The following is a 19,176-nucleotide window of genomic DNA, read 5'->3' as shown; positions in this document are numbered from 1 at the left end:
AATGGAGCAGATTAAAGATCCTATGAATTGGAAGGTATGGGGTAGGTTTATATTGCTATACATCTTACTTGTACCGTGGTATTTCCCGAAGGGCATGGGAGAAAAATTGGTCCTCGGCATACCTCTTTGGGCTCTATTAATTATCGTCTTTCTCGTATGTTTGGTGTTATCAATCATTGACGTTACAAGGAATCATTGGAATTTGGAAGCTTTTATTTCTAATGAAGATAAGAGTTAGAGAGTTAAGGAGGGGAAGATAAATGGTTAGCATGGTTGGTCCAATTGTTACATTGATTATTTCTCTGATTGTAATGCTTTACATTGGTTGGTATTCATTTAAAAAGAGACAGGCTGAGTCAATGGAGGATTATTTCCTTGCTAGTCGTACCGTAGGCACATTGGTTGTGGCCTTAAGCCTATTTGCCACACAGTATAGCGGTAACAGCATGATCGGATATACGGCAAGAGCTTACAGGATTGGCTTTCAGCAACTCGTTTTTCCTGTTTTTATGGTCATGATTCCCGTTGCTTATATGCTGTTTATACCTAAATTATATGTGCTAGCCCATAGAAGAAAATATATAACGTTACTCGATTTCTTGGAGGATAGGTTTAGATCAAAAACTCTTTGTTTTATAGCTGGTATTTTTCTATTCTGGGGAATATATGTACAATTTATCGAGCAACTTCAGGCTAGCGGCACCCTTTTTGCTGGTTTGGGTTCCCATATACCTTATTGGAGTGGAGTAGTGGTTTTAGGATCGATTATTGCCGTATATGTTGCAATAGGTGGAATGAGGGGGGCGATGCTAGCTCAAGCGATTCAGGGTGGAATAATGTTTTTGGGAATTTTGTTTTTAATTATATACAGTTGGATTCATTTTGGTGGGCTCGGCTCATCGGTTCAGAAGTTGCTGGAAATTTCTCCATCGAAGGTTCTTCCGCCCCAATCGTCGGGAGGAATACTGAATTGGGCAAGTACCATGGCGCTGGTTGGTTTAGGTGGTGCAATGTATGCACATTCTATCCAACAGCTTTTTGCGTCACGTAATGAAAACGTTTTGAAGCATTCATTAGCTAGAATGGCCGTCTTAACTTTTGTAACTCCTACAATACTTGTTTTCATCGGTATTATAGCCGCGGCAAATATATTGGGACTTTCGGGAATGGACACAGAAAAAGTAATACCAATGATGTTGACACAAATTATGCAAAGGTCGACATTTGCTTATTGGGCTATGTCTATAGTGTTTACTGCTATTCTTATGGCTACACTTTCAACCGCAAGCGGAGTTCTGATTTCATTAACCACCATAATCATTAGAGATTTCTATCGACGGTTTATCAATCCTAATGTTACGGACCTAAAAGCAACAAGGGTTGCTCGTTGGTTTAACTTTGTAATACTAATCGTAAGTATGATATTGGTTTTGGAACCAAAGACTACTATATGGCGACTAACGGAGATTAAGTTTGAAGGACTTTTACAAGCAGTTCCTGCAGTCCTGTTGGGTCTATATTGGTCTCGAGCAACTAAACCTGCAATAATTACCGGTATGCTTGTAGGTGGAGTTGTGGCTGTAGGTATGAGTTTGTCGGGTAATCCTAGATTCCTAGGTATACATGGTGGTGTTTTGGGCATGCTTTTAAACTTCTTTGTTGCAATTACAATTAGCTTAATGACTTCGTCCAAGGAAGATGAAATACAATCATTCGGCGAAAAATTTGTTAATTTATTTAAACTGAACCAATAATATTCAAAATATATTTCTTTTAATATTATAATACTTTATATAAAATTAAGATTAAATAAGAGTATATATGGATTTTAACGTTTAATAAGGAGGTAATAACTAATGGGTCATAGCATCACCGAAAAAATACTTGCCGCTCATAGCGAGCAAGGAGACTTTAAACCGGGGGATATCATTGATGTAACTGTGGATATGTTACTGATGAACGATATTACCGGACCGGTGGCGGTTGAGGTCTTTGATAAAATGGGCGATGGAGAGGTTTTCGATAAGAACAAGATAGCTATAGTTTTAGACCATTTTACTCCCAATAAAGACGTGACGTCTGCTAAACAGTGCAAAACAATGCGCGATTTTGCTGCTGTAAAAGGGATCAAGCACTTTTACGATGCAGGTTATGGAATTGAACATGTCGTCTTGCCGGAAGATGGAATAGTAAAGCCAGGCGATTTGATCATAGGAGGGGACTCTCATACGGTTACCTACGGTGCTCTGGGTGCCTTTTCTACGGGAATGGGAAGTACAGATGTCGCGGGAATTATGGCTTTAGGCAAAACTTGGCTTAAGGTGCCAGAGCAAATTAAGGTCTTGTTGGTGGGCCTACCCAATAAATGGGTTTCGGGTAAAGATGTAATATTGTACGTAATATCCCTGCTGGGTACCGACGGAGCATTGGGGAAATCTCTGGAATTTGATGGTCCCGGCGCTAAACATTTAAATATGGATTCGCGTTTTTCGATTTGCAATATGGCCGTAGAGTGCGGTGCGATCAATGGGATATTTAACTTTGACGATGTAACAAAAGAATATATAGAAAGTCTGGGTCTGAAGGATTTCTGTGAGTATAGAAGCGATTCCGATGCTGTTTACAAAAAAGTTATAGACGTAGATTTGGGCGAACTTGAACCGATTGTAGCTATGCCGCATTTGCCTTCCAGGGGTGTACCTGTATCGGAGGTAAAGGATATTGAAATCGACCAGTCCTTCATCGGCTCCTGCACCAATGGGCGCATTACCGACTTGCGCATTGCATCAGAAATTGTCAAGGGAAAAAAAATACATCCTCGCGTCAGAGGTTTAATTGCGCCAGGCAGCAGAAAGGTCTTTGCTCAAGCTTTAAAGGAGGGGTTAATAGAAATTTTCACTGAAAGCGGGTTTACGATTTTGCCGCCAGGTTGTGGGCCTTGTTTTGGCGGACATATGGGCATACTCGCCAAGGGAGAGCGGTGCGTCTCGACAACCAACAGGAATTTTATCGGTCGTATGGGTGATAAAGGCAGTGAAGTCTATCTGGCAAATCCGGCTGTGGCAGCAGCATCGGCGATAACAGGGAAGCTGTCCCATCCTTCGGAGGTGATTTAAATGCTTATAAGAGGTAAAGCATTGAAATACGGAGATCACGTTGATACCGATGTAATTATCCCTGGAGTTTATTTGAGTATAACCGATCCCAGAGAATTGGCTAAGCACTGCATGGAGGGTGTAGACCCCGATTTTCCGAAAAAAGTCAAAAAGGGCGATATATTAGTTGCGGGAATTAACTTTGGATGCGGATCGTCTCGAGAGCACGCTCCCATAGCTCTAAAGGAGTGTGGTGTTGGAGCAGTAGTAGCAAAGACCTTCGCTGCCATATTTTATCGCAATGCTATAAACATTGGATTGCCCCTTGTAGAGTGTTCGGATGCCGTTGACGAAATAGACGAAAATGACGAAATAGAGATCGACATGGAGCTTGGAGAGCTTAAAAACATAACCAAGGGTAAAAGATATAAAATTACCCCCCTTCCGGAGTCAATTAAAAACATACTGGATTTAGGCGGTTTAATAGAATATGTTAAAAGCGTTAAAGGAAGTGAATAAGCAATGGATAGGATATCGGCTATTAGAAAACAATTTTCTGCTATGTTGAAAAAGGAAGATATAATCATAGCCCCTGGTTGTTATGACGCGTTATCTGCGCGCATAGTTGAGGCAACGGGACATAATTGTGTGTATATGACGGGTTTTGGAACTTCTGCGAGTCTGTTGGGCCTTCCTGATATGGGTTTTATTACCATGCCCGAAATCATTGACAACGCAAGGCGTATAGCTGGAGCGGTTAATATCCCCGTTATAGCAGATGCAGATACAGGGTATGGCAATCCTTTGAACGTATATAGAACGGTAAAGGAGTACGAACGAAGCGGGGTAGCAGCCATACATATCGAAGACCAGACTTTCCCAAAGCGCTGTGGCCACTTAGAGGGAAAAGAAGTGGTCGATCCAGAGGAAATGGTTCAAAAAATTAAAGCTGCTTGTGATGCCAGGACAGATGATGACTTTAAAATAATAGCGAGAACTGATGCTAGGGCTGTCATGGGATTAGATGATGCAATTGCAAGAGCTAGAAAATATTATAAGGCTGGTGCTGACATCATATTTGTAGAATCCCCCTATACAGTAGATGAATTCAAATACATCGCAAAAGAACTTCACGGCATTCCGTTATTAGCCAACATGGCGGAGGGTGGGAAATCTCCAATGCTATCCGCCAACGAGCTACAACAAATGGGGTATAAGATCGTAATATTTCCTGTAGGCCTTCTGTTTGCTGCCTCTCAAGCAATGTACAGGTTATCTCAAGAGATTAAAGAAAAAGGGACCAATAGAGATGCTTTTGATCACATGTGGACATTTAAGCAATTTACTGATTTTATCGGGGTTCCGAAATGTAACGCTTTGTCTGAGAAATATCGCTCCAATTGATAGAAAGGCAAATTAAAAGGGACCAAAACTTCAAGTTTGGTCCCTTTTAATAGATTTATTATTGTTGTTTCTTTGCTATCACAGCGAAAAAAATCAAAGGTACGTCGCTGTTATTTTTAATGCTGTGGGATTCTCCTTTGCGAGTGAGGAAAACATCGCCCGGATTGGCTTCGACCTCAGTTGTGCCGTCTGTAAATATGCCTCTACCCGATAATATCGCGTAGACTTCCTCATCGTCGACATGCTGATGAAACCCTATTGAAGCTCCGGGTTCTAATTCGATCCGCGATGCCATTTTTACAGCTCCTTCATCGTCCGGAATCGGAACGTAATAGAAAGACGCTTTGCCCGATCCGCCCCTCATATTCTCGCGTACCACAACTTCATTAGACTGTTTTAATATCGCCATCATTTTCACTCCCTATTGTTTGCCAAAAGCTCTTTCAAGCAGCAGTCTTTGCTCTACGGAGGCTACGAGCCTTTTAGTGTAGGCTACGGTATCAGGATTTACGGACATGCTGTCGATGCCCTTCCGAACAAGGAATTCCGCAAATCCTGGATAAAGCGATGGTGCCTGTCCGCAAATGGAACAGGTCTTGCCGTATTTGTGAGCTGCGTCAATGAGTATTTCAATCGCTTTTAGTACTGCCGGATCTTGCTCGTCGAAGTAGCCCATGCGATTAAGTATTCCCGAGTCCCTGTCGACGCCAAGGGTCAACTGCGTTAAGTCATTGCTGCCGATGCTTATGCCGTCCACTTTTTTAGCAAATTCTTCGGCAAGCATCACCACGGAAGGAACTTCAGCCATTATCCAAACTTTGAGCGATCCGCCTTGTTCTAATCCTTCAGAGGCCATGATGGCCTTCACCTTGTCCAGCTCCCAAAGGTTTCTGACGAAGGGGAGCATTACCCATGCGTTTGTAAGTCCGTATTCTTCCCTAACCTTACGAATGGCCCTGCATTCCAACCTAAACCCTTCTTCGTATTCGGGCGAAATATATCTTGAAACCCCTCTCCAACCTATCATTGGGTTGTTTTCGATCGGTTCGACCTCATCTCCGCCCTCTAAGCCCCTGAATTCGTTGGTCCTAAAATCGCTAAATCGAACAACTACTGGTCTTGGGTATATGGCTTGGGCTACTGCAGCTATTCCCTCTGCCATTCTGCTGATCAATATGTCTCCTTTATTTTGCTTTACCAAGTACATGGGGTGTATGCCAACCATATCTGTGAAGATAAACTCCGTCCTCATCAAGCCAATTCCGTCAAAAGGCAATTCTTTGTATTTGTCAATTAAACCAGGCTCGCCAAGGTTCATGTATATCTTTGTGCCGGTTATCGGGGCCCATTGTTCGACGATTTCTTTGACCTTTTGTTCCGATATTCCTACGGTTGGGGTTGAAGTCTTTGGTTTTTCCCCTTGCAGCTGGAGCAGTCTATCGCCTTTATATACTACACCTCTTGTTGCATCTACCGTGACTGTCATCCCATCTTCCAGGACTTCGGTCGCATTTTGTGTGCCGACGATGCAGGGAATTCCAAATTCCCTTGAAACGATTGCTGCATGACAAGTCCTTCCTCCTTCATCGGTCACGACTGCTACTGCTTTTTTCATTGCAGGAACCATGTCGGGATTTGTCATGGCAGTGACCAATATGTCGCCTTCTTGGATTTTGCCTATCTCATCGATACTTTGTATCTTTTTTACCTTGCCGACGGCGATGCCCGGAGAAGCGGCAAGACCTTTTACCAGAACTTCTGGCTCTGTTTTTGTGTCAAATTGGATCGGCTCTTCCGATTTTTGGGGTTTAAAGGTGGTTACAGGTCTTGACTGAAGGATGTAAAGCTCTCCTGTATCTCTATCGATAGCCCACTCTATATCCTGGGGGAATCCATAAACGTTTTCAATTCGCTTTCCCATGGATGCTATTTTTTTTACCTCGTCTTCGCTTAGGCAGGGTTGGGAAATGGCACCCGGTCCGAGAATGTCTTTCACATTTACGGTGGTGGTGCCTCCTCCCGATGCTTCTCTTATAACCATGACGGTCTTTTGGGAAATCCTTTCTTCTTTGATGTCAAGTGTTTTCTTGTCTATGATATATTCATCGGGGGTGACCGATCCTGACACGATAGCTTCGCCCAGGCCCCAACTTGCGTTTATCATAATTTCGTCGGAATTGTTGCTAATGGGGTTTATTGTGAACATTACCCCTGATTTAGAAGCGTTTACCATCTTTTGTACAACTACGCTCAAAAGCACGCTCATATGATCGAAACCCTTTATGTGACGATAATAAGTGGCTCTGGAGGTCCATAGAGATGCCCAGCATTTTTTGACGTGTTTAAGAAGTTCATCTTTGCCTTTAATGTGAAGGTAAGTATCTTGTTGACCCGCAAAGGATGCATCTGGAAGGTCCTCTGCAGTGGCTGAGCTTCGTACCGCTACCTCCGGTTCATTTAAGTTGATTTGCTCTGCTAAGACAGCGTATGCCCGCAGTATATCACGTTCAACTTGTAGAGGAATATCAGTCTCAATCATTAAATTCCTTATTTTTGCGGTCTTTTCTTCTAAATCTCCTGCATCGTCGAAATTAATTTTTGAGAGTATGTCTTGAATTACTTTATTGATGTTTGATAATGTTACAAAGTCCTTATATGCTTTTGACACTATGCAAAAACCGGGCGGTACAGGGATGCTGTGATTTGTCATTTCCCCCAGGTTTGCTCCTTTGCCGCCCACCAGGGGTATGTCTTCCTTTGTAAGTTCGTCAAACCATTTTATGTAGCTAAAGGTGCCCTTTGCCATATCTTCGTCACTCCCCTTTGCAGATCTCTTTTTGTCTCGAGTATTAATATACCATATTGTGGAATGAATTATAAAGGCGTGTCTATTGAATTAAGACATAAAAAAAGAGGGGGGTGACCCCCCTCTTTTTTTATGTGCGTCAGTGCAAAGGAGCGGCTACTTTCTGTTTAAGACCTCGGCCAAGCCCTTGTAAAGAGCCCAACGTTCCTTATTGAACGCCTCGGCCTCTTTCAGAAGTTCTTCTGCTCTCTCGGGGAAGTCCCTGTGGAGCATGGCGAATCTGGTTTCTGACAACAGGTAGTCTTTTAACGGTAGAGAAGGTTCCTTGCAATCCAGTTGGAAAGCCTTTCCTTCGCCTTTTAACCTTGGGTCATATCTAAACAGTATCCATTGCCCGGAATCGACAGCCATTTTTTGGTGCTCTGCTCCTCGCTTGAGATCGAATCCATGGGATATGCAATGGGAGTAAGCGATGATCAGAGAAGCTCCTTCATAGGATTCTGCTTCATGGAAAGCCTTTATTGCTTGAGTCGGATTGGCGCCCATTGCGATTCTGGCTACATAGATGTTCCCATATGTAACGGCCATCAGGGCAAGATCCTTCTTGCCTGTCGGTTTGCCGGCAGCTGCAAATCTGGCGGCAGCTCCCAAAGGCGTAGCTTTGGAAGCCTGGCCTCCTGTATTAGAGTAGACCTCGGTGTCCAGCACGAGGACATTGACATTTTCGCCGGTTGCGAGCACATGATCCAGTCCGCCGTAACCTATGTCATATGCCCATCCGTCTCCGCCAACTATCCAAATGCTCTTTTTGACGAGATCGTCGGCAATTTGGAGAAGCTCTTTCGCTTTAATGTCGGATATATTTCGCAAAGTCTTCTTGAGTTCATCGATTCTGGCGCGTTGCTTTTTGATTCCTTCTTCGGTGCTTTGATCAGCGTTTAAAATCTCGCTTACGAGCCTGTCTCCAATTTCTCCCGCTAATTCGGTTAGAAGTTGTTTTGCCCTCGCGTTTCGTGCATTTAGAGCCAGCCTCATGCCGAGTCCAAACTCGGCGTTATCTTCGAACAACGAATTGGACCAAGCCGGACCTCTGTTTTCACTGTTAGTTGTCCAGGGAGTGGTAGGCAAATTACCACAATAAATTGATGAGCAACCAGTTGCGTTTGCTATCGTAATTCTGTCTCCGTAAAGTTGGCTGAGCAGCTTAAGGTAAGGAGCTTCTCCGCAACCGGCGCAGGCTCCACAAAATTCGAAGAGAGGCTGAACCAACATCAAATCCTTTAGAGATTGAGTGTTTAATTTTTCCTTCTCGATCTCCGGCAAGGAGAGGAAATAATCCCATTTTGGAATTTCTTCCTCGCGAACGTCGATCTGACTGACCATGGAAAGAGCGTTTTTAGTGGGGTCTTCGTTTTTGCTTACAGGGCAATTTGCGACGCAACTGCCGCACCCGGTGCAATCTTCCGGAGCTATTTGGATGGTAAAGGCCTGCTCCTTATATTGAGGCCATTTCGCTTCAGCATATTGCCATCCTTCCGGTGCGTCCTTCAGATAGGACTTGTCGTATACTTTTGCCCTTATCGTGGCATGGGGGCATATGAAGGTGCATCGACCGCACTGGATACATGCACTCGGATTCCACTTGGGTATTTCGACGGCTATATTGCGTTTTTCCCACTTAGAGGTACCGGAGGGGAAGGTTCCATCGTTCGGCAGCTTGCTAACGGGTAGTTTGTCCCCTTGTAGGACCAACATGGGACCAAGCACCTCTTTTACGAATTCCGGCGCCTTGTCGGATACAGCCGGTTTCACATCGAAATCGCTTGTTACCTCTCCGGGAACCTTTACTTCCTGCAGGTGTTCTAAAGCAGCATCGACGGCAGCAATATTTTTGTTTACAACTGCTTCGCCGCGCTTGCCATATGTTTGTACGATAGCGTTCTTTATCTTTTCCACTGCAAGATCGAATGGGATGACCTTGCTCAAATAGAAGAAACAGGTTTGCATTATCGTGTTTATGCGCGGGCCAAGTCCTTTTTCCTTTGCGACGCTGTAGGCATCTATTACATAGAAGCGCAATTTTTTATCAATTATTTGTCGTTGCACTGTCCGCGGCAAATAGTTCCAAACTTCTTCAGCCGGGTGGGGGCTGTTTAGAAGGAAGATGGCACCTTCCTCGGCTATATCAAGAACGTTTAATTTTTCCGTGAAAGCAAATTGGTGACATGCTACAAAGTTTGCCTTGTCAATTTGATAAGTGGACCGAATTGGATTGGGTCCAAAGCGCAAGTGGGAGATGGTATATCCTCCTGCCTTTTTCGAATCGTAAACGAAGTAGCCTTGAGCGTAAAGCTCGGTTTCTTCGCCTATTATTTTTATCGAATTTTTGTTGGCTCCTACCGTGCCATCGGAACCGAGACCAAAAAATACGGCACGAGTCGATTGCGGGTCTGCTATCGAAAAGCCTTCGTCTACTTTTAAGCTGGTATTGGCAACGTCATCTTCAATGCCAACGGTGAAATGGTTTTTGGGATCGGTTTTTTTTAGTTCGTCGAAGACCGCTTTGACCATGGCTGGAGTAAACTCCTTTGAGGATAGGCCGTATCGTCCTCCGATAACGGTAGGATTGAAATCGGAGTCCAAAAGACCGCCACGTTTTGCTTCATATATGCCATTTACTATGTCAAGATATAGCGGTTCTCCTGCGCTACCGGATTCTTTAGTCCTGTCGAGTACCGCAATCGCTTTCACCGTTTCAGGTAATGCTTTTACGAAGTGTTCTATCGAGAAAGGTCTGTAGAGGTGAACTTTGATGATACCCACTTTCTCTCCACGTTTAATCAAGTATTCTACTGTTTCGTGAGCCGTTTCGGCACCGGAACCCATCAATATTATCACGCGTTCGGCGTCAGGATCGCCCACGTAATCGAAGAGGTGATACTGCCTTCCCGTCAGCTTAGCGAATTCGTCCATCGTTTCTTGCACTATCTTGGGGCAGGCGGAGTAATAGGGATTACATCCCTCTCTTGACTGGAAGAAGGCGTCGGGATTTTGTGCAGTTCCGCGAATAAAAGGATTGTCTGGAGAGAGTGCACGTTTTCTGTGCTCAAGAACCATATCGTAATCTACCATTTGTCGCAAAGTATCGTCGCTTAGATATTCGATTTTGTTTACCTCGTGTGAAGTTCTGAAGCCGTCGAAGAAATGAAGAAAGGGTACCCTGCTTTTTAGGGTTGATGCGGTAGCGATAGCAGCGAAATCGTGAGCCTCCTGTACCGAATTTGAAGCCAAAAGAGCCCATCCCGTTTGTCTGACTGCCATAACATCGCTATGATCCCCGAATATGGATAAAGCGTGGGTGGCTATAGTCCTTGCTGAGACGTGCATGGTTGCCGATGTCAGTTCTCCGGCAATTTTGTACATATTAGGGATCATGAGTAACAATCCCTGGGAAGCCGTGAAGGTCGTGGATAAGGCTCCCCCTTGAAGCGCTCCGTGGAGTGAACCCGAAGCGCCGCCCTCGCTTTGCAACTCAATAACCCTGGGAACGAAGCCCCATACGTTAGGCTCTCCCTTGGCCGCCCATTCATCGGCATGTTCGCCCATTGGAGAAGAGGGCGTAATGGGATATATGGCGGCAATTTCGGACAGCCTGTAAGCTGTTGATGCGGCTGCTTCGTTACCATCGATAGTAACATACTTTACAGACATTACATGAACCTCCTTGATTATGAAGTAAATTGCCCTAGAGTATAGATCAAATTGATATTTTTATCTCAAAAATATTATACACACAATTCAGTCATTTTGATATATCATTTTACCAAACGACATGAAATGTCGCAAACCAAAAATGACCGCAAATATATATTTTGGAAGAGGAGTGAAATGTGATTCTTTTTGATCGCAGGAAAAGCGGAATATTGCTTCATTTGACATCTCTGCCCTCCGGTTGGGGAACTGGCGATATGGGGCCAATGGCGTATAGCTTCGTAGATTTGCTTGAAAAACTTGGCCAATCCCTTTGGCAAATTTTACCATTGAATCCCACAGACGGTATTTACGGTTATTCGCCCTACAGCTCCATTTCGGCCTTTGCGGGTAACCCCATGCTTGTAAGTCCAGAGATGTTAGTTCAGGATAAATTTTTGGACGAGTGGGAGCTTTCCCATAAATTTGCGGACTCGGGGGCAAAATTCGAAGAAGCTTTTGCCGTTCGTGATAATATGTTTGACAAGGCATTGGAGAAGTTTCTTCCGGACGACGATTTTCAAAAATTTTGCGATGACAATGTATGGTGGCTCGAAGACTTTAGTTTATACAAGGCCATTAAATCCAAATTTAGACTACCATGGTATTTCTGGCCAGAACAATTAAAGAGACGGGAGCCTGAGGAGATTGAAAAATCAAAAAAAGAATTAGCCGAAAAGATATACAGAGAAAAGTTCGTTCAATATATATTTTTCAAACAATGGAAGAGGCTTCATGAATATGCCAACTCCAAAGGCATTGAGATATTTGGCGACATGCCTTTGTACGTAGCTCACGACAGCGCAGACGTGTGGGCCAATCAGGATATATTTTGCCTGGGAGAAGACGGGATGCCCATTGAAGTTGCAGGCGTTCCCCCCGATTATTTCAGTTCGACAGGCCAGTATTGGGGGAACCCTCTTTATAGGTGGAACGTCATCGAAAGCAATGGATTTGACTGGTGGATAAAGAGAGTCAAACATGCTTTGGATTTATACGATATAGTAAGAATCGATCATTTCAGGGGATTGATAAGCTATTGGGCAATTCCCTTTGGTCAGCCTAACGCAGTCAACGGGAAGTGGCTTAAAGGGCCTGCGGAGAAACTTATATCTGCCTTGGGCAATAGTCTGGGGGAGCTCCCAATAATTGCAGAGGATCTTGGAGATATAACTGATGACGTTCGAGATTTTATGGCGGCTCACGACATACCCGGCATGAGGGTTTTGCTTTTTGGATTAGACAATCCGCAAGAGAACATTCATACTCCATATCATTATGTAAAACGTTGTGTTGCCTATACGGGAACTCAGGATAACAATACATCTTTGGGGTGGTATTTAGAAGAAGCGTCTAACCGGGAAATTAGGAATTTGATCCTGCTTTTGGGGCGTAAGACCGGCGCCGGTTCGGTTGCCCGGGACCTGATCAGGTTGATTGAACTCTCAGTAGCAGAGTTGGTTATAATTCCCTATCAAGATATACTGGGTTTAGGTTCTTTTGCTCGAATAAATAAGCCTGCAAGCAGCGATGGAAATTGGCAATGGCGAATGAATGAAAAAATGATGAGTCTTCCGGTGTTAAAATGGTTTAAAGAGATCACGGAGTTTGCTGGCAGGCATTAGCCAATTGACAAATGGAGGTGAGATAATGCGAGAGGATCGCATCATGACCGATGTAGGAACCAACGAATGGCAGGTGGTGGTGTTTTCTTTAGGTGATCAAAGTTTCGCGATAAATGTCGACAAGACCAGGGAAATTTTGCGATGGACAGGTGTTCGGCCAGTCCCCAAGTCGCACCCTGCAATGCTTGGAATTACAACTGTCAGAGGCGAGGTAATTCCCCTGATCGACTTGAGGATTTATTTAAACATTACGCCCGCAGTTTCTCAAGAGCAGAGCAAGGTCATAGTGACGGAATTTAATCTGATGAAGCTTGGGTTTGTTGTAGACGGAGTGGAGAGAATCTATAGGATCCATTCCGAAGAGTTGGATTCAACTTTAACTGGGACCTTTTTAGGAGAAAACGTATTGTACGTCATTAAAAGGGAGGACAGAAATATACTTCTGTTGGATTATGAAAGAATAGTACAAGTTGTAAATCCGGAGCTTGCGGGACAATATGCTGTGGATTCTTCTAAAATGCATAACATGGTTTCCGAATTGGGGGATTTGGATAAATTCAAAATTTTGGTAGTAGAGGATTCGCCTCTAATTAGAAGAATGATCCAGGATGTATTAGCTAAAGGCGGTTTTCATAACGTTGAGGCCGTATCTCACGGCAAAGCTGCTTGGGACAGACTGTCCGATGAAGGAGAGAACTTCGATCTAGTCATAACCGATATAGAGATGCCAAAGATGGATGGTTTGACGTTGACGAAAAAAATTAAAGAAGACGAGCGTTTGCGACATATACCTGTAATTGTTTTCTCTTCTATCATGGCCGAAGACATTAAAAGGAAAGCTCAAAGCGTAGGAGCAGACGGTCAAATCACGAAACCCGAGATCGACCAATTAATAGTCAGTGTCGGTAAGTTATTGAAAAGAAGGGAGGTTAAAACGGAGAGAGCATGAAGTTGTTGCCTCAATGGGATAAAATTGTCAGCTTTGAAGTGCCCATGTGGACCCCCTACGGGCTCGATTACAGGCCGGTGTCCTTTATTGGTGGTGCAGACCGTTTTTTGAAGGACATAGCTTTTTTCGCCATGGAACTTGAGAGCGAATTTATATATTTGAAAGGAATCAGATTTGGAGAAGCCGGGGTTGTTACATACGATAAAACCATAGATCCCGGTAGAGATATGGTCTTTCCTCCCCTCGGGTTTATTATGATTTTTTCTTATTCCAGGGCGATGGAAAAATTAATTTCCTCTTTCCTGAAGGACGACGAAGATATTGAAGCAGGCATATGTTTTTGCGATCTATTGGATAGACAGATGCGTTTGGGAGGATATAAGGCAATTGCCATAATGAGCAACAATCCCTTTTTTGACGATGGGGAATTTTTGGAGAACTTTGTCCGGGAGCTGTCTAAGGGTGTCGAGAACAAGACTCCTTCATCAATGACGTTCTTTGCAGAAAAGTTCGGCTATAGAAGGTTTTTCATTCCCTACGAGACGGATAATATCACTGATCTTGCCATATCCGGCATATTTAACAATTTCGAAATAGCAGAGACTGAGTCCATGTTAGGTTCTGTTGACCATCGGCAATTCCGTTAAAAGGGCGAAGTTTATTGCATGCTAAGCTTAATTTGGAAAGGAGAGTTTGCTATGGTTGAATTGACGAGAGAGGCGGCATACGATCTTCTCGCAATGCACAATCGGGACGAAAGCCATATTAAGCATGCCATAGCGGTTGAGGCAGCTATGAAATATTTTGCAAGGCTTTTCGGAGAAGACGAAAATTTATGGGGTATTATTGGACTGCTTCACGATTTGGATTGGGAGGAATGTCCCGAAGAACATCCAAAAAGGGGAGCAGAATGGCTCAGGGAAGCCGGATATCCCGATTATGTCGTGCGAGGCGTGTTGGCCCATGCATGGGAGATAACGGGAGTTGAACCTAACAATCTGATGGAAAAGGTCATCTATGCCGTCGACGAGCTTACGGGGTTCGTTATTGCCGTTGCATTGGTCAGGCCGAGCCGTTCCCTTTCGGATTTGACGACCAAGTCGGTTATGAAAAAATGGAAAGATAAGGCTTTTGCTAAGGGGGTAAACAGAGAAGTTATTCAAAAAGGGGCCGATCTCCTCGATATGCCATTGAACGAGTTAATAGATCATGTCATAAAGGCATTGCGCCCGATCGGAAGGGAACTGGGGTTGGGCTAGTTTGAGAATTTTGGTTTGTGCCGACTGGCATGCCGGCGCTCGCACTTGGGGCGTTGACAGGCTGGAAGAAACCATATCTGCCCTATCTCAAATGTATGAAGCAGCCCGGGATTTCAAAGTAGACGCCTTATTTGTGCTTGGCGATATCTTTCATAGCTTCAGATATCCGGGAGAAGAAGTGGTAATGCCTGTTGCCAATTTTTTCTCCAGCGTTTTGTCGCTTCCGTGGAAACCCACGATTTATTTATTGAAGGGAAATCACGATTGGAGCGGAATCAAAATATGGGAGCTCTTTCAAGGCGATGGGCGGTTTGTTTTTGTCGATGAGGTGACTTATGCGAATATAGGTGATTTCCTTATATTTTTATTGCCTTATTTACGAAAACATGATTGTCCCAAAGAGGAAGAATTGGATGAGTTCTTAAAGTCCCGTTGGAAAGGTGCACCAAAGGCAAATATGCGTATATGTTTTGCCCATATGGCCGTAGAAGATACTGTTCCAAACCTCTCCGAGTTAACCCTTCCAAAAGATGTCTTAAAAGACCTGGAAATAGATTTGACAATATGCGGACATATACATCGTCACGGAAAGGTTTCTGAAGACACCCCTCCGATCTATTATGCGGGCTCTCCCTTGCGGTTGGACTTTTCTGAGGAAGGGCATTGTACGGGCCTTTACATCATTGACGAGAAAGGAAATATCGAAGATATTCCGATAAACAGCAAAGAACTAATAACTTTGCGCTACGACGACGAAGAAGAAGCCTTTAAATCCCTATCGACTTCATCGCGATTGATCCCGCGTGATGCCTATGTCAGGGTTATCGTTAATAGATCCTCTTTGCCTATATCGCAACTTCTGGATAAATGTAGAAACCTGGGAGGAGAACAGATAGTCGTGGTCGCCGTAAATGAGGGCATGATTTCTGAAATCAGCTCGCCTCAAGACCCCTTCGATATAATTCGGTTATGGAAACATTACATCGAGAGCCAAGAAGAAAATGAATCGACTTTGTTGATTTTAAAAAAACTTGGAGAAAAACTTCTTTCGGGCAAAGATCCTTCGACGATGTGGAGTGAGATCAAGTCCTATTTTGAAGCGGGTGAAAAGTATTGAGACTTTTGGAGTTGAAAGTAAGAAACATCTTGGGGTTGAGGGAAGCCGGCATTAACTTCGACCCGGGAGCGGTTGCAATAGTCGGGCCAAATGGAGCGGGCAAAAGTTCAATATTGGATTCCCTTGTTTTGGCTTTATTTGGTTCTCCTACTCCGGTTAGAGTGGTAAACAACCTTAATGTCATCAGGATGGGCTCCTCTGAAGGTCGCGTTATCTGTACTTTTGTTAAAAATGGGGATGTTTACAGGATAACGAGGAAGTTTAAAGGCCCAAAGGGACAACAAGAGGCGCTGCTGGAAAAAGGTGGCGATGATGGTGGAAAGTGGGATGTTATAGCATCTAACGTTAAAGAAGTTAATGGATGTATTGCAAAAGTCCTATCGCCCTTTGCTGATAGCATGGGTGATGCCAATTTAAGTAAATTGCGCGATGCCTTTATATCCACCGTATTTGTGCCTCAAGGGATGGTTACAAAATTCGTGGATGTATCGCCAGGCGAGAGGTGGCAGATTTTAACTGCCTCTTTGGGATTGGAGAGCGAAAGCAAGCTACAGGAAAAGGTTAGAAGAATCGTTCAGATTGCTACGGCCGAAATTGAAAATGTAAAAGGGTCTCTTCAAAAGGTCGAAGATTTTTTAAATAAGCTGCCACCCGAGGAAGAGATACGTCGCGATTTAAAGAGCGTGGGTCGAAATCTGAAAAGTGTGCAAGACAGGTTGGTTGCCATTAAAAAGTCTATCGATATAAAAAATAAATTAGTTGAGCTTGAAGAGCAAATAAAACGCCTTTCATCCGAACATGAAGAGGCATCTGCTCTGTATAAAAATATTTACGATGAATACAGACTTTATGAGGCTAATCAAGCTTTGAAAGGCTTGATTTCAGTGTCAAAGCACTATAGAGAGTTATATGAAAAAATTAATTCTTTGGAATCTAATATTCAATACATCAATAAAAAAATTGAGCCTAAAATCACGGAAGTAAACAAACTAAGAGTTGCCTATAAAAATATTTATTCAAAGATGCAAAATATCAATAAGTATGCACAACATAAAGATGAAGCGTTAAAATTATTGGATTTGGCCGAAGGTATAAAATTTTGCAAGACAGAAATTGAGCTTATCGAAGCGGATATCGCAAAGAACAATAAAAGCCTGGACGAACTTTCGAAAAGAAGGCGAAAATTATATAGACAAAAGCTTGAGAGAAGCCTGTGCGACGTTATTCAAGAACATAAAAATATAGCCCATACTATGGTGCGTACTCTCGAGGCGATTAGAAGCCGGTTAATAGATTGGGTAAAGCAGCTAGCGCCGGATGGAGCTGTAGATTTCGAGCGCTTTAAGGGTGTTGGAGCTATCGAGGTTGCCAGGTCGCTGGTTTTTTCCGATCTGGGAGAGGCTTTGTCTGAGTGGGGAAAGGCCAAGAATCGAACTTTGACTCTTTTACAAGAGGGCAGGAGGTTGAGGGAAGAGATCAGGTCTCTCGGTTTCGAGGCGCCTCGATCTGAATTGTCCGTTAGAGAAATAGATGCCCTTCTTGGTGAATTGGAAGACAATATTAGAAAGCAAGAGTTAAAAAAACACCAGCTCATGGGATCCCTGGAGAAAAATTTGAAGGACATGAAGAAAATGTGCCAAGTTGCAAAAAACCTCGAGGAAGTTCTTGGCGGACTTTTGCCGGAAGATGTAGTAAAAGCTGCAAAAGAGAGGGAAAGGTTTTTAAAGGAGTTGGAAGAAATCCGCAACAAAGGCGATTCTCTCAACTCGGAGATCGAGGAATTAAAAGAGAAAAAAAGAAAATTAGAAGGAGAATTGGCACAAGCAGAATGGCTACGGGAGAATGCGAAAAATGCACTGCGGGATGCTGCTGAGAACTTCAGAGAGTTATGCCGTAAACACGGATTGACTCAAAAAGACAAAACTAAGTTAATGTACCGCGACGGTATGACTCATTGTAGTAAAGAAGAAGTGGAAGACGCCAGACGCCGCCTAGATTTATCGCGCGATCTCCTGTCCCGTGCTAAAGTTGAATTTCGAGACTTTAAGCTTAAATTCGAAACGACCCTTCCGGCGTTGGAAACGTTAACAAATCGTAAGCAGGAGCTGGAAGAAGAGGAAGAAAGGCTGAAGAGCGTTTTGAACGAACTGCAATACAATCTCAGACAGAAAGAAGGACTCGAAAAAGAAAAAGGGCAGATGAAGGAAAAATACAATGTAATAAGCCAAGCTTTCGATGTTGCCATCAAACTGCAAAAATATACAGATGGCAGAAATTTTGTGCGTTTTTTGAGCGACACCATACTTGAGGAATTACTCAGCGCTGTAAACAAAAACCTTTCTTTTAAAGGATTTTCTTTAGTCGCAGAAAGGGGGAACCTTTACGTAACAAGCGGAGGTTACAGGCGCGATGCCGCCAGTTTGTCCGGCGGGGAAAGGGCCATGGTCTCATTGATGATGTTGAGACATCTTGCGAACAGGGTAGGTTTCAAACAAATCTTATTCATAGACGAAGGCCTTGCTATGTTAGATGATGGGAATTTAGAGATGATGATGGAACTCTTCGACAATTTAGGCAAAGAAGCCTTTGTCGGTGTAATAACTCACGATATGGATTTTGCCTCCCTCTTTTCAAGGCGCATTGAGGTGGAAAAAGGGGTTGTTTCTATGATAAAGCGCTAACGTCTAACTGAAGACATCTCCCAAAGAATTAGAAGTTAAAGAATTCGAAAATTAAATCTCTTCGCTATCCAGTAACTGCCACTCAATGCCCTTGGGAGTAATATGGTAGCGCAGCAATATATAACCGCCGATATGCCCATCTTCGATGTAGGCTAAACACCACTTTGGCCCGACAAACCAAACCCGACTTTTGTCATAAAGTCCAAATGTTCCTCCCAGCACGCCCTGCCATGGGAAAAGTTCCTTTCTTTTAGCCAGTTCGTCTATTACTGCCTCTTTGGAGATGCCCTCAGGCCACGAGGCGGCAGGAGGGACCATGGCAATCATTATATTGTAGCTTTTCTCTAAAGTTGCGAGGTTTTGTTTCGTTCGATGAAGTTCCACTCCCAAATAGACAGTTAAAACCACCATTACCATTAAAAGACATGCCAACAGTTTTTTTGAATTCAACAAATTCACCCCCTTCGTATGATACACCAGAAAATTACAT

General features: G+C 43.6%; 15 protein-coding genes. 11 read left to right on the top strand and 4 right to left on the bottom strand.

Annotation, left to right across the window (positions count from 1 at the left end; translation table 11 throughout):
• Position 1 precedes the first annotated feature (1 nt).
• The 5 genes from HMPREF1705_RS02885 (at position 2) to HMPREF1705_RS02865 (ending at position 4,499) form a co-directional block, all read left to right on the top strand.
• Positions 2-238, top strand: coding sequence for a hypothetical protein (locus tag HMPREF1705_RS02885; protein ID WP_057940667.1), 237 nt, complete (start codon positions 2-4; stop codon positions 236-238).
• A 22-nt stretch (positions 239-260) separates the two neighbouring features.
• A complete protein-coding gene (locus tag HMPREF1705_RS02880) occupies positions 261-1,754 on the top strand; it encodes a sodium:solute symporter family protein (protein WP_057940666.1) in 1,494 nt (497 codons plus the stop codon).
• A gap of 102 nt (positions 1,755-1,856) precedes the next feature.
• A complete protein-coding gene (locus HMPREF1705_RS02875) occupies positions 1,857-3,116 on the top strand; it encodes a 3-isopropylmalate dehydratase large subunit (RefSeq protein WP_057940665.1) in 1,260 nt (419 codons plus the stop codon).
• On the top strand, positions 3,117-3,614 hold the full coding sequence (locus tag HMPREF1705_RS02870) for a 3-isopropylmalate dehydratase small subunit (RefSeq protein WP_057940664.1): 498 nt from the start codon (positions 3,117-3,119) through the stop codon (positions 3,612-3,614).
• Between the two features lie 3 nt (positions 3,615-3,617).
• A complete protein-coding gene (locus HMPREF1705_RS02865; RefSeq protein ID WP_057940663.1) occupies positions 3,618-4,499 on the top strand; it encodes an isocitrate lyase/PEP mutase family protein in 882 nt (293 codons plus the stop codon).
• A gap of 58 nt (positions 4,500-4,557) precedes the next feature.
• Here the strand turns inward: HMPREF1705_RS02865 and HMPREF1705_RS02860 are convergent, their stop codons facing one another.
• The 3 genes from HMPREF1705_RS02860 to nifJ all read right to left on the bottom strand — a co-directional run bounded on the left by HMPREF1705_RS02860 (position 4,558) and on the right by nifJ (position 11,016).
• A complete protein-coding gene (locus HMPREF1705_RS02860) occupies positions 4,558-4,908 on the bottom strand; it encodes a cupin domain-containing protein (protein WP_057940662.1) in 351 nt (116 codons plus the stop codon).
• A gap of 12 nt (positions 4,909-4,920) precedes the next feature.
• Positions 4,921-7,305 (bottom strand): phosphoenolpyruvate synthase, encoded by a 2,385-nt coding sequence (gene ppsA, locus HMPREF1705_RS02855; RefSeq protein ID WP_057940661.1) that lies wholly within the window; start codon positions 7,303-7,305, stop codon positions 4,921-4,923.
• A gap of 156 nt (positions 7,306-7,461) precedes the next feature.
• A complete protein-coding gene (gene nifJ / locus HMPREF1705_RS02850; protein WP_057940660.1) occupies positions 7,462-11,016 on the bottom strand; it encodes a pyruvate:ferredoxin (flavodoxin) oxidoreductase in 3,555 nt (1,184 codons plus the stop codon).
• A gap of 179 nt (positions 11,017-11,195) precedes the next feature.
• Between nifJ and malQ the strand changes: the two genes are divergently transcribed.
• The 6 genes from malQ to HMPREF1705_RS02820 are packed head-to-tail and all read left to right on the top strand — an operon-like array spanning position 11,196 to position 18,686.
• A complete protein-coding gene (gene malQ, locus HMPREF1705_RS02845; RefSeq protein WP_057940659.1) occupies positions 11,196-12,680 on the top strand; it encodes a 4-alpha-glucanotransferase in 1,485 nt (494 codons plus the stop codon).
• 25 nt (positions 12,681-12,705) lie between these two features.
• Positions 12,706-13,629 carry a chemotaxis protein CheV gene (locus HMPREF1705_RS02840; protein WP_057940658.1) on the top strand — a complete coding sequence of 308 codons (924 nt, stop codon included), beginning with the start codon at positions 12,706-12,708 and terminating at the stop codon, positions 13,627-13,629.
• Positions 13,626-14,276, top strand: a complete 651-nt coding sequence (locus HMPREF1705_RS02835; RefSeq protein ID WP_057940657.1) for a hypothetical protein — start codon at positions 13,626-13,628, stop codon at positions 14,274-14,276. Before HMPREF1705_RS02840 ends, HMPREF1705_RS02835 begins: the two co-directional genes overlap by 4 nt.
• 51 nt (positions 14,277-14,327) lie before the next feature.
• Complete coding sequence (locus HMPREF1705_RS02830) at positions 14,328-14,888, top strand: HDIG domain-containing metalloprotein (RefSeq protein ID WP_057940656.1); 561 nt, start codon at positions 14,328-14,330, stop codon at positions 14,886-14,888.
• Position 14,889: 1 nt separating this feature from the next.
• Positions 14,890-16,005 (top strand): metallophosphoesterase family protein, encoded by a 1,116-nt coding sequence (locus tag HMPREF1705_RS02825; protein WP_242603505.1) that lies wholly within the window; start codon positions 14,890-14,892, stop codon positions 16,003-16,005.
• Positions 16,002-18,686 (top strand): AAA family ATPase, encoded by a 2,685-nt coding sequence (locus HMPREF1705_RS02820; protein ID WP_009201927.1) that lies wholly within the window; start codon positions 16,002-16,004, stop codon positions 18,684-18,686. Before HMPREF1705_RS02825 ends, HMPREF1705_RS02820 begins: the two co-directional genes overlap by 4 nt.
• A 51-nt stretch (positions 18,687-18,737) precedes the next feature.
• On the opposite strand, the gene HMPREF1705_RS02815 is transcribed toward HMPREF1705_RS02820, so the two are convergent.
• On the bottom strand, positions 18,738-19,136 hold the full coding sequence (locus HMPREF1705_RS02815; RefSeq protein WP_111089538.1) for a hypothetical protein: 399 nt from the start codon (positions 19,134-19,136) through the stop codon (positions 18,738-18,740).
• Between the last annotated feature and the right edge of the window lie 40 nt (positions 19,137-19,176).

The organism is Acetomicrobium hydrogeniformans ATCC BAA-1850, assembly GCF_000160455.2.
Classification (GTDB): domain Bacteria; phylum Synergistota; class Synergistia; order Synergistales; family Acetomicrobiaceae; genus Acetomicrobium; species Acetomicrobium thermoterrenum.
Note: the sequence above shows the minus strand (reverse complement) of the source record. Positions and strands in the feature narration are given on the sequence as shown.

Bases quoted from the DNA above. Each gene is read 5' to 3' on its own strand.
- HMPREF1705_RS02885 (WP_057940667.1), top strand. From the start codon at position 2: ATGGAGCAGATTAAAGATCCTATGAATTGGAAGGTATGGGGTAGGTTT.
- HMPREF1705_RS02880 (WP_057940666.1), top strand. From the start codon at position 261: ATGGTTAGCATGGTTGGTCCAATTGTTACATTGATTATTTCTCTGATT.
- HMPREF1705_RS02875 (WP_057940665.1), top strand. From the start codon at position 1,857: ATGGGTCATAGCATCACCGAAAAAATACTTGCCGCTCATAGCGAGCAA.
- HMPREF1705_RS02870 (WP_057940664.1), top strand. From the start codon at position 3,117: ATGCTTATAAGAGGTAAAGCATTGAAATACGGAGATCACGTTGATACC.
- HMPREF1705_RS02865 (WP_057940663.1), top strand. From the start codon at position 3,618: ATGGATAGGATATCGGCTATTAGAAAACAATTTTCTGCTATGTTGAAA.
- HMPREF1705_RS02860 (WP_057940662.1), bottom strand. From the start codon at position 4,908: ATGGCGATATTAAAACAGTCTAATGAAGTTGTGGTACGCGAGAATATG.
- ppsA (WP_057940661.1), bottom strand. From the start codon at position 7,305: ATGGCAAAGGGCACCTTTAGCTACATAAAATGGTTTGACGAACTTACA.
- nifJ (WP_057940660.1), bottom strand. From the start codon at position 11,016: ATGTCTGTAAAGTATGTTACTATCGATGGTAACGAAGCAGCCGCATCA.
- HMPREF1705_RS02840 (WP_057940658.1), top strand. From the start codon at position 12,706: ATGCGAGAGGATCGCATCATGACCGATGTAGGAACCAACGAATGGCAG.
- HMPREF1705_RS02835 (WP_057940657.1), top strand. From the start codon at position 13,626: ATGAAGTTGTTGCCTCAATGGGATAAAATTGTCAGCTTTGAAGTGCCC.
- HMPREF1705_RS02830 (WP_057940656.1), top strand. From the start codon at position 14,328: ATGGTTGAATTGACGAGAGAGGCGGCATACGATCTTCTCGCAATGCAC.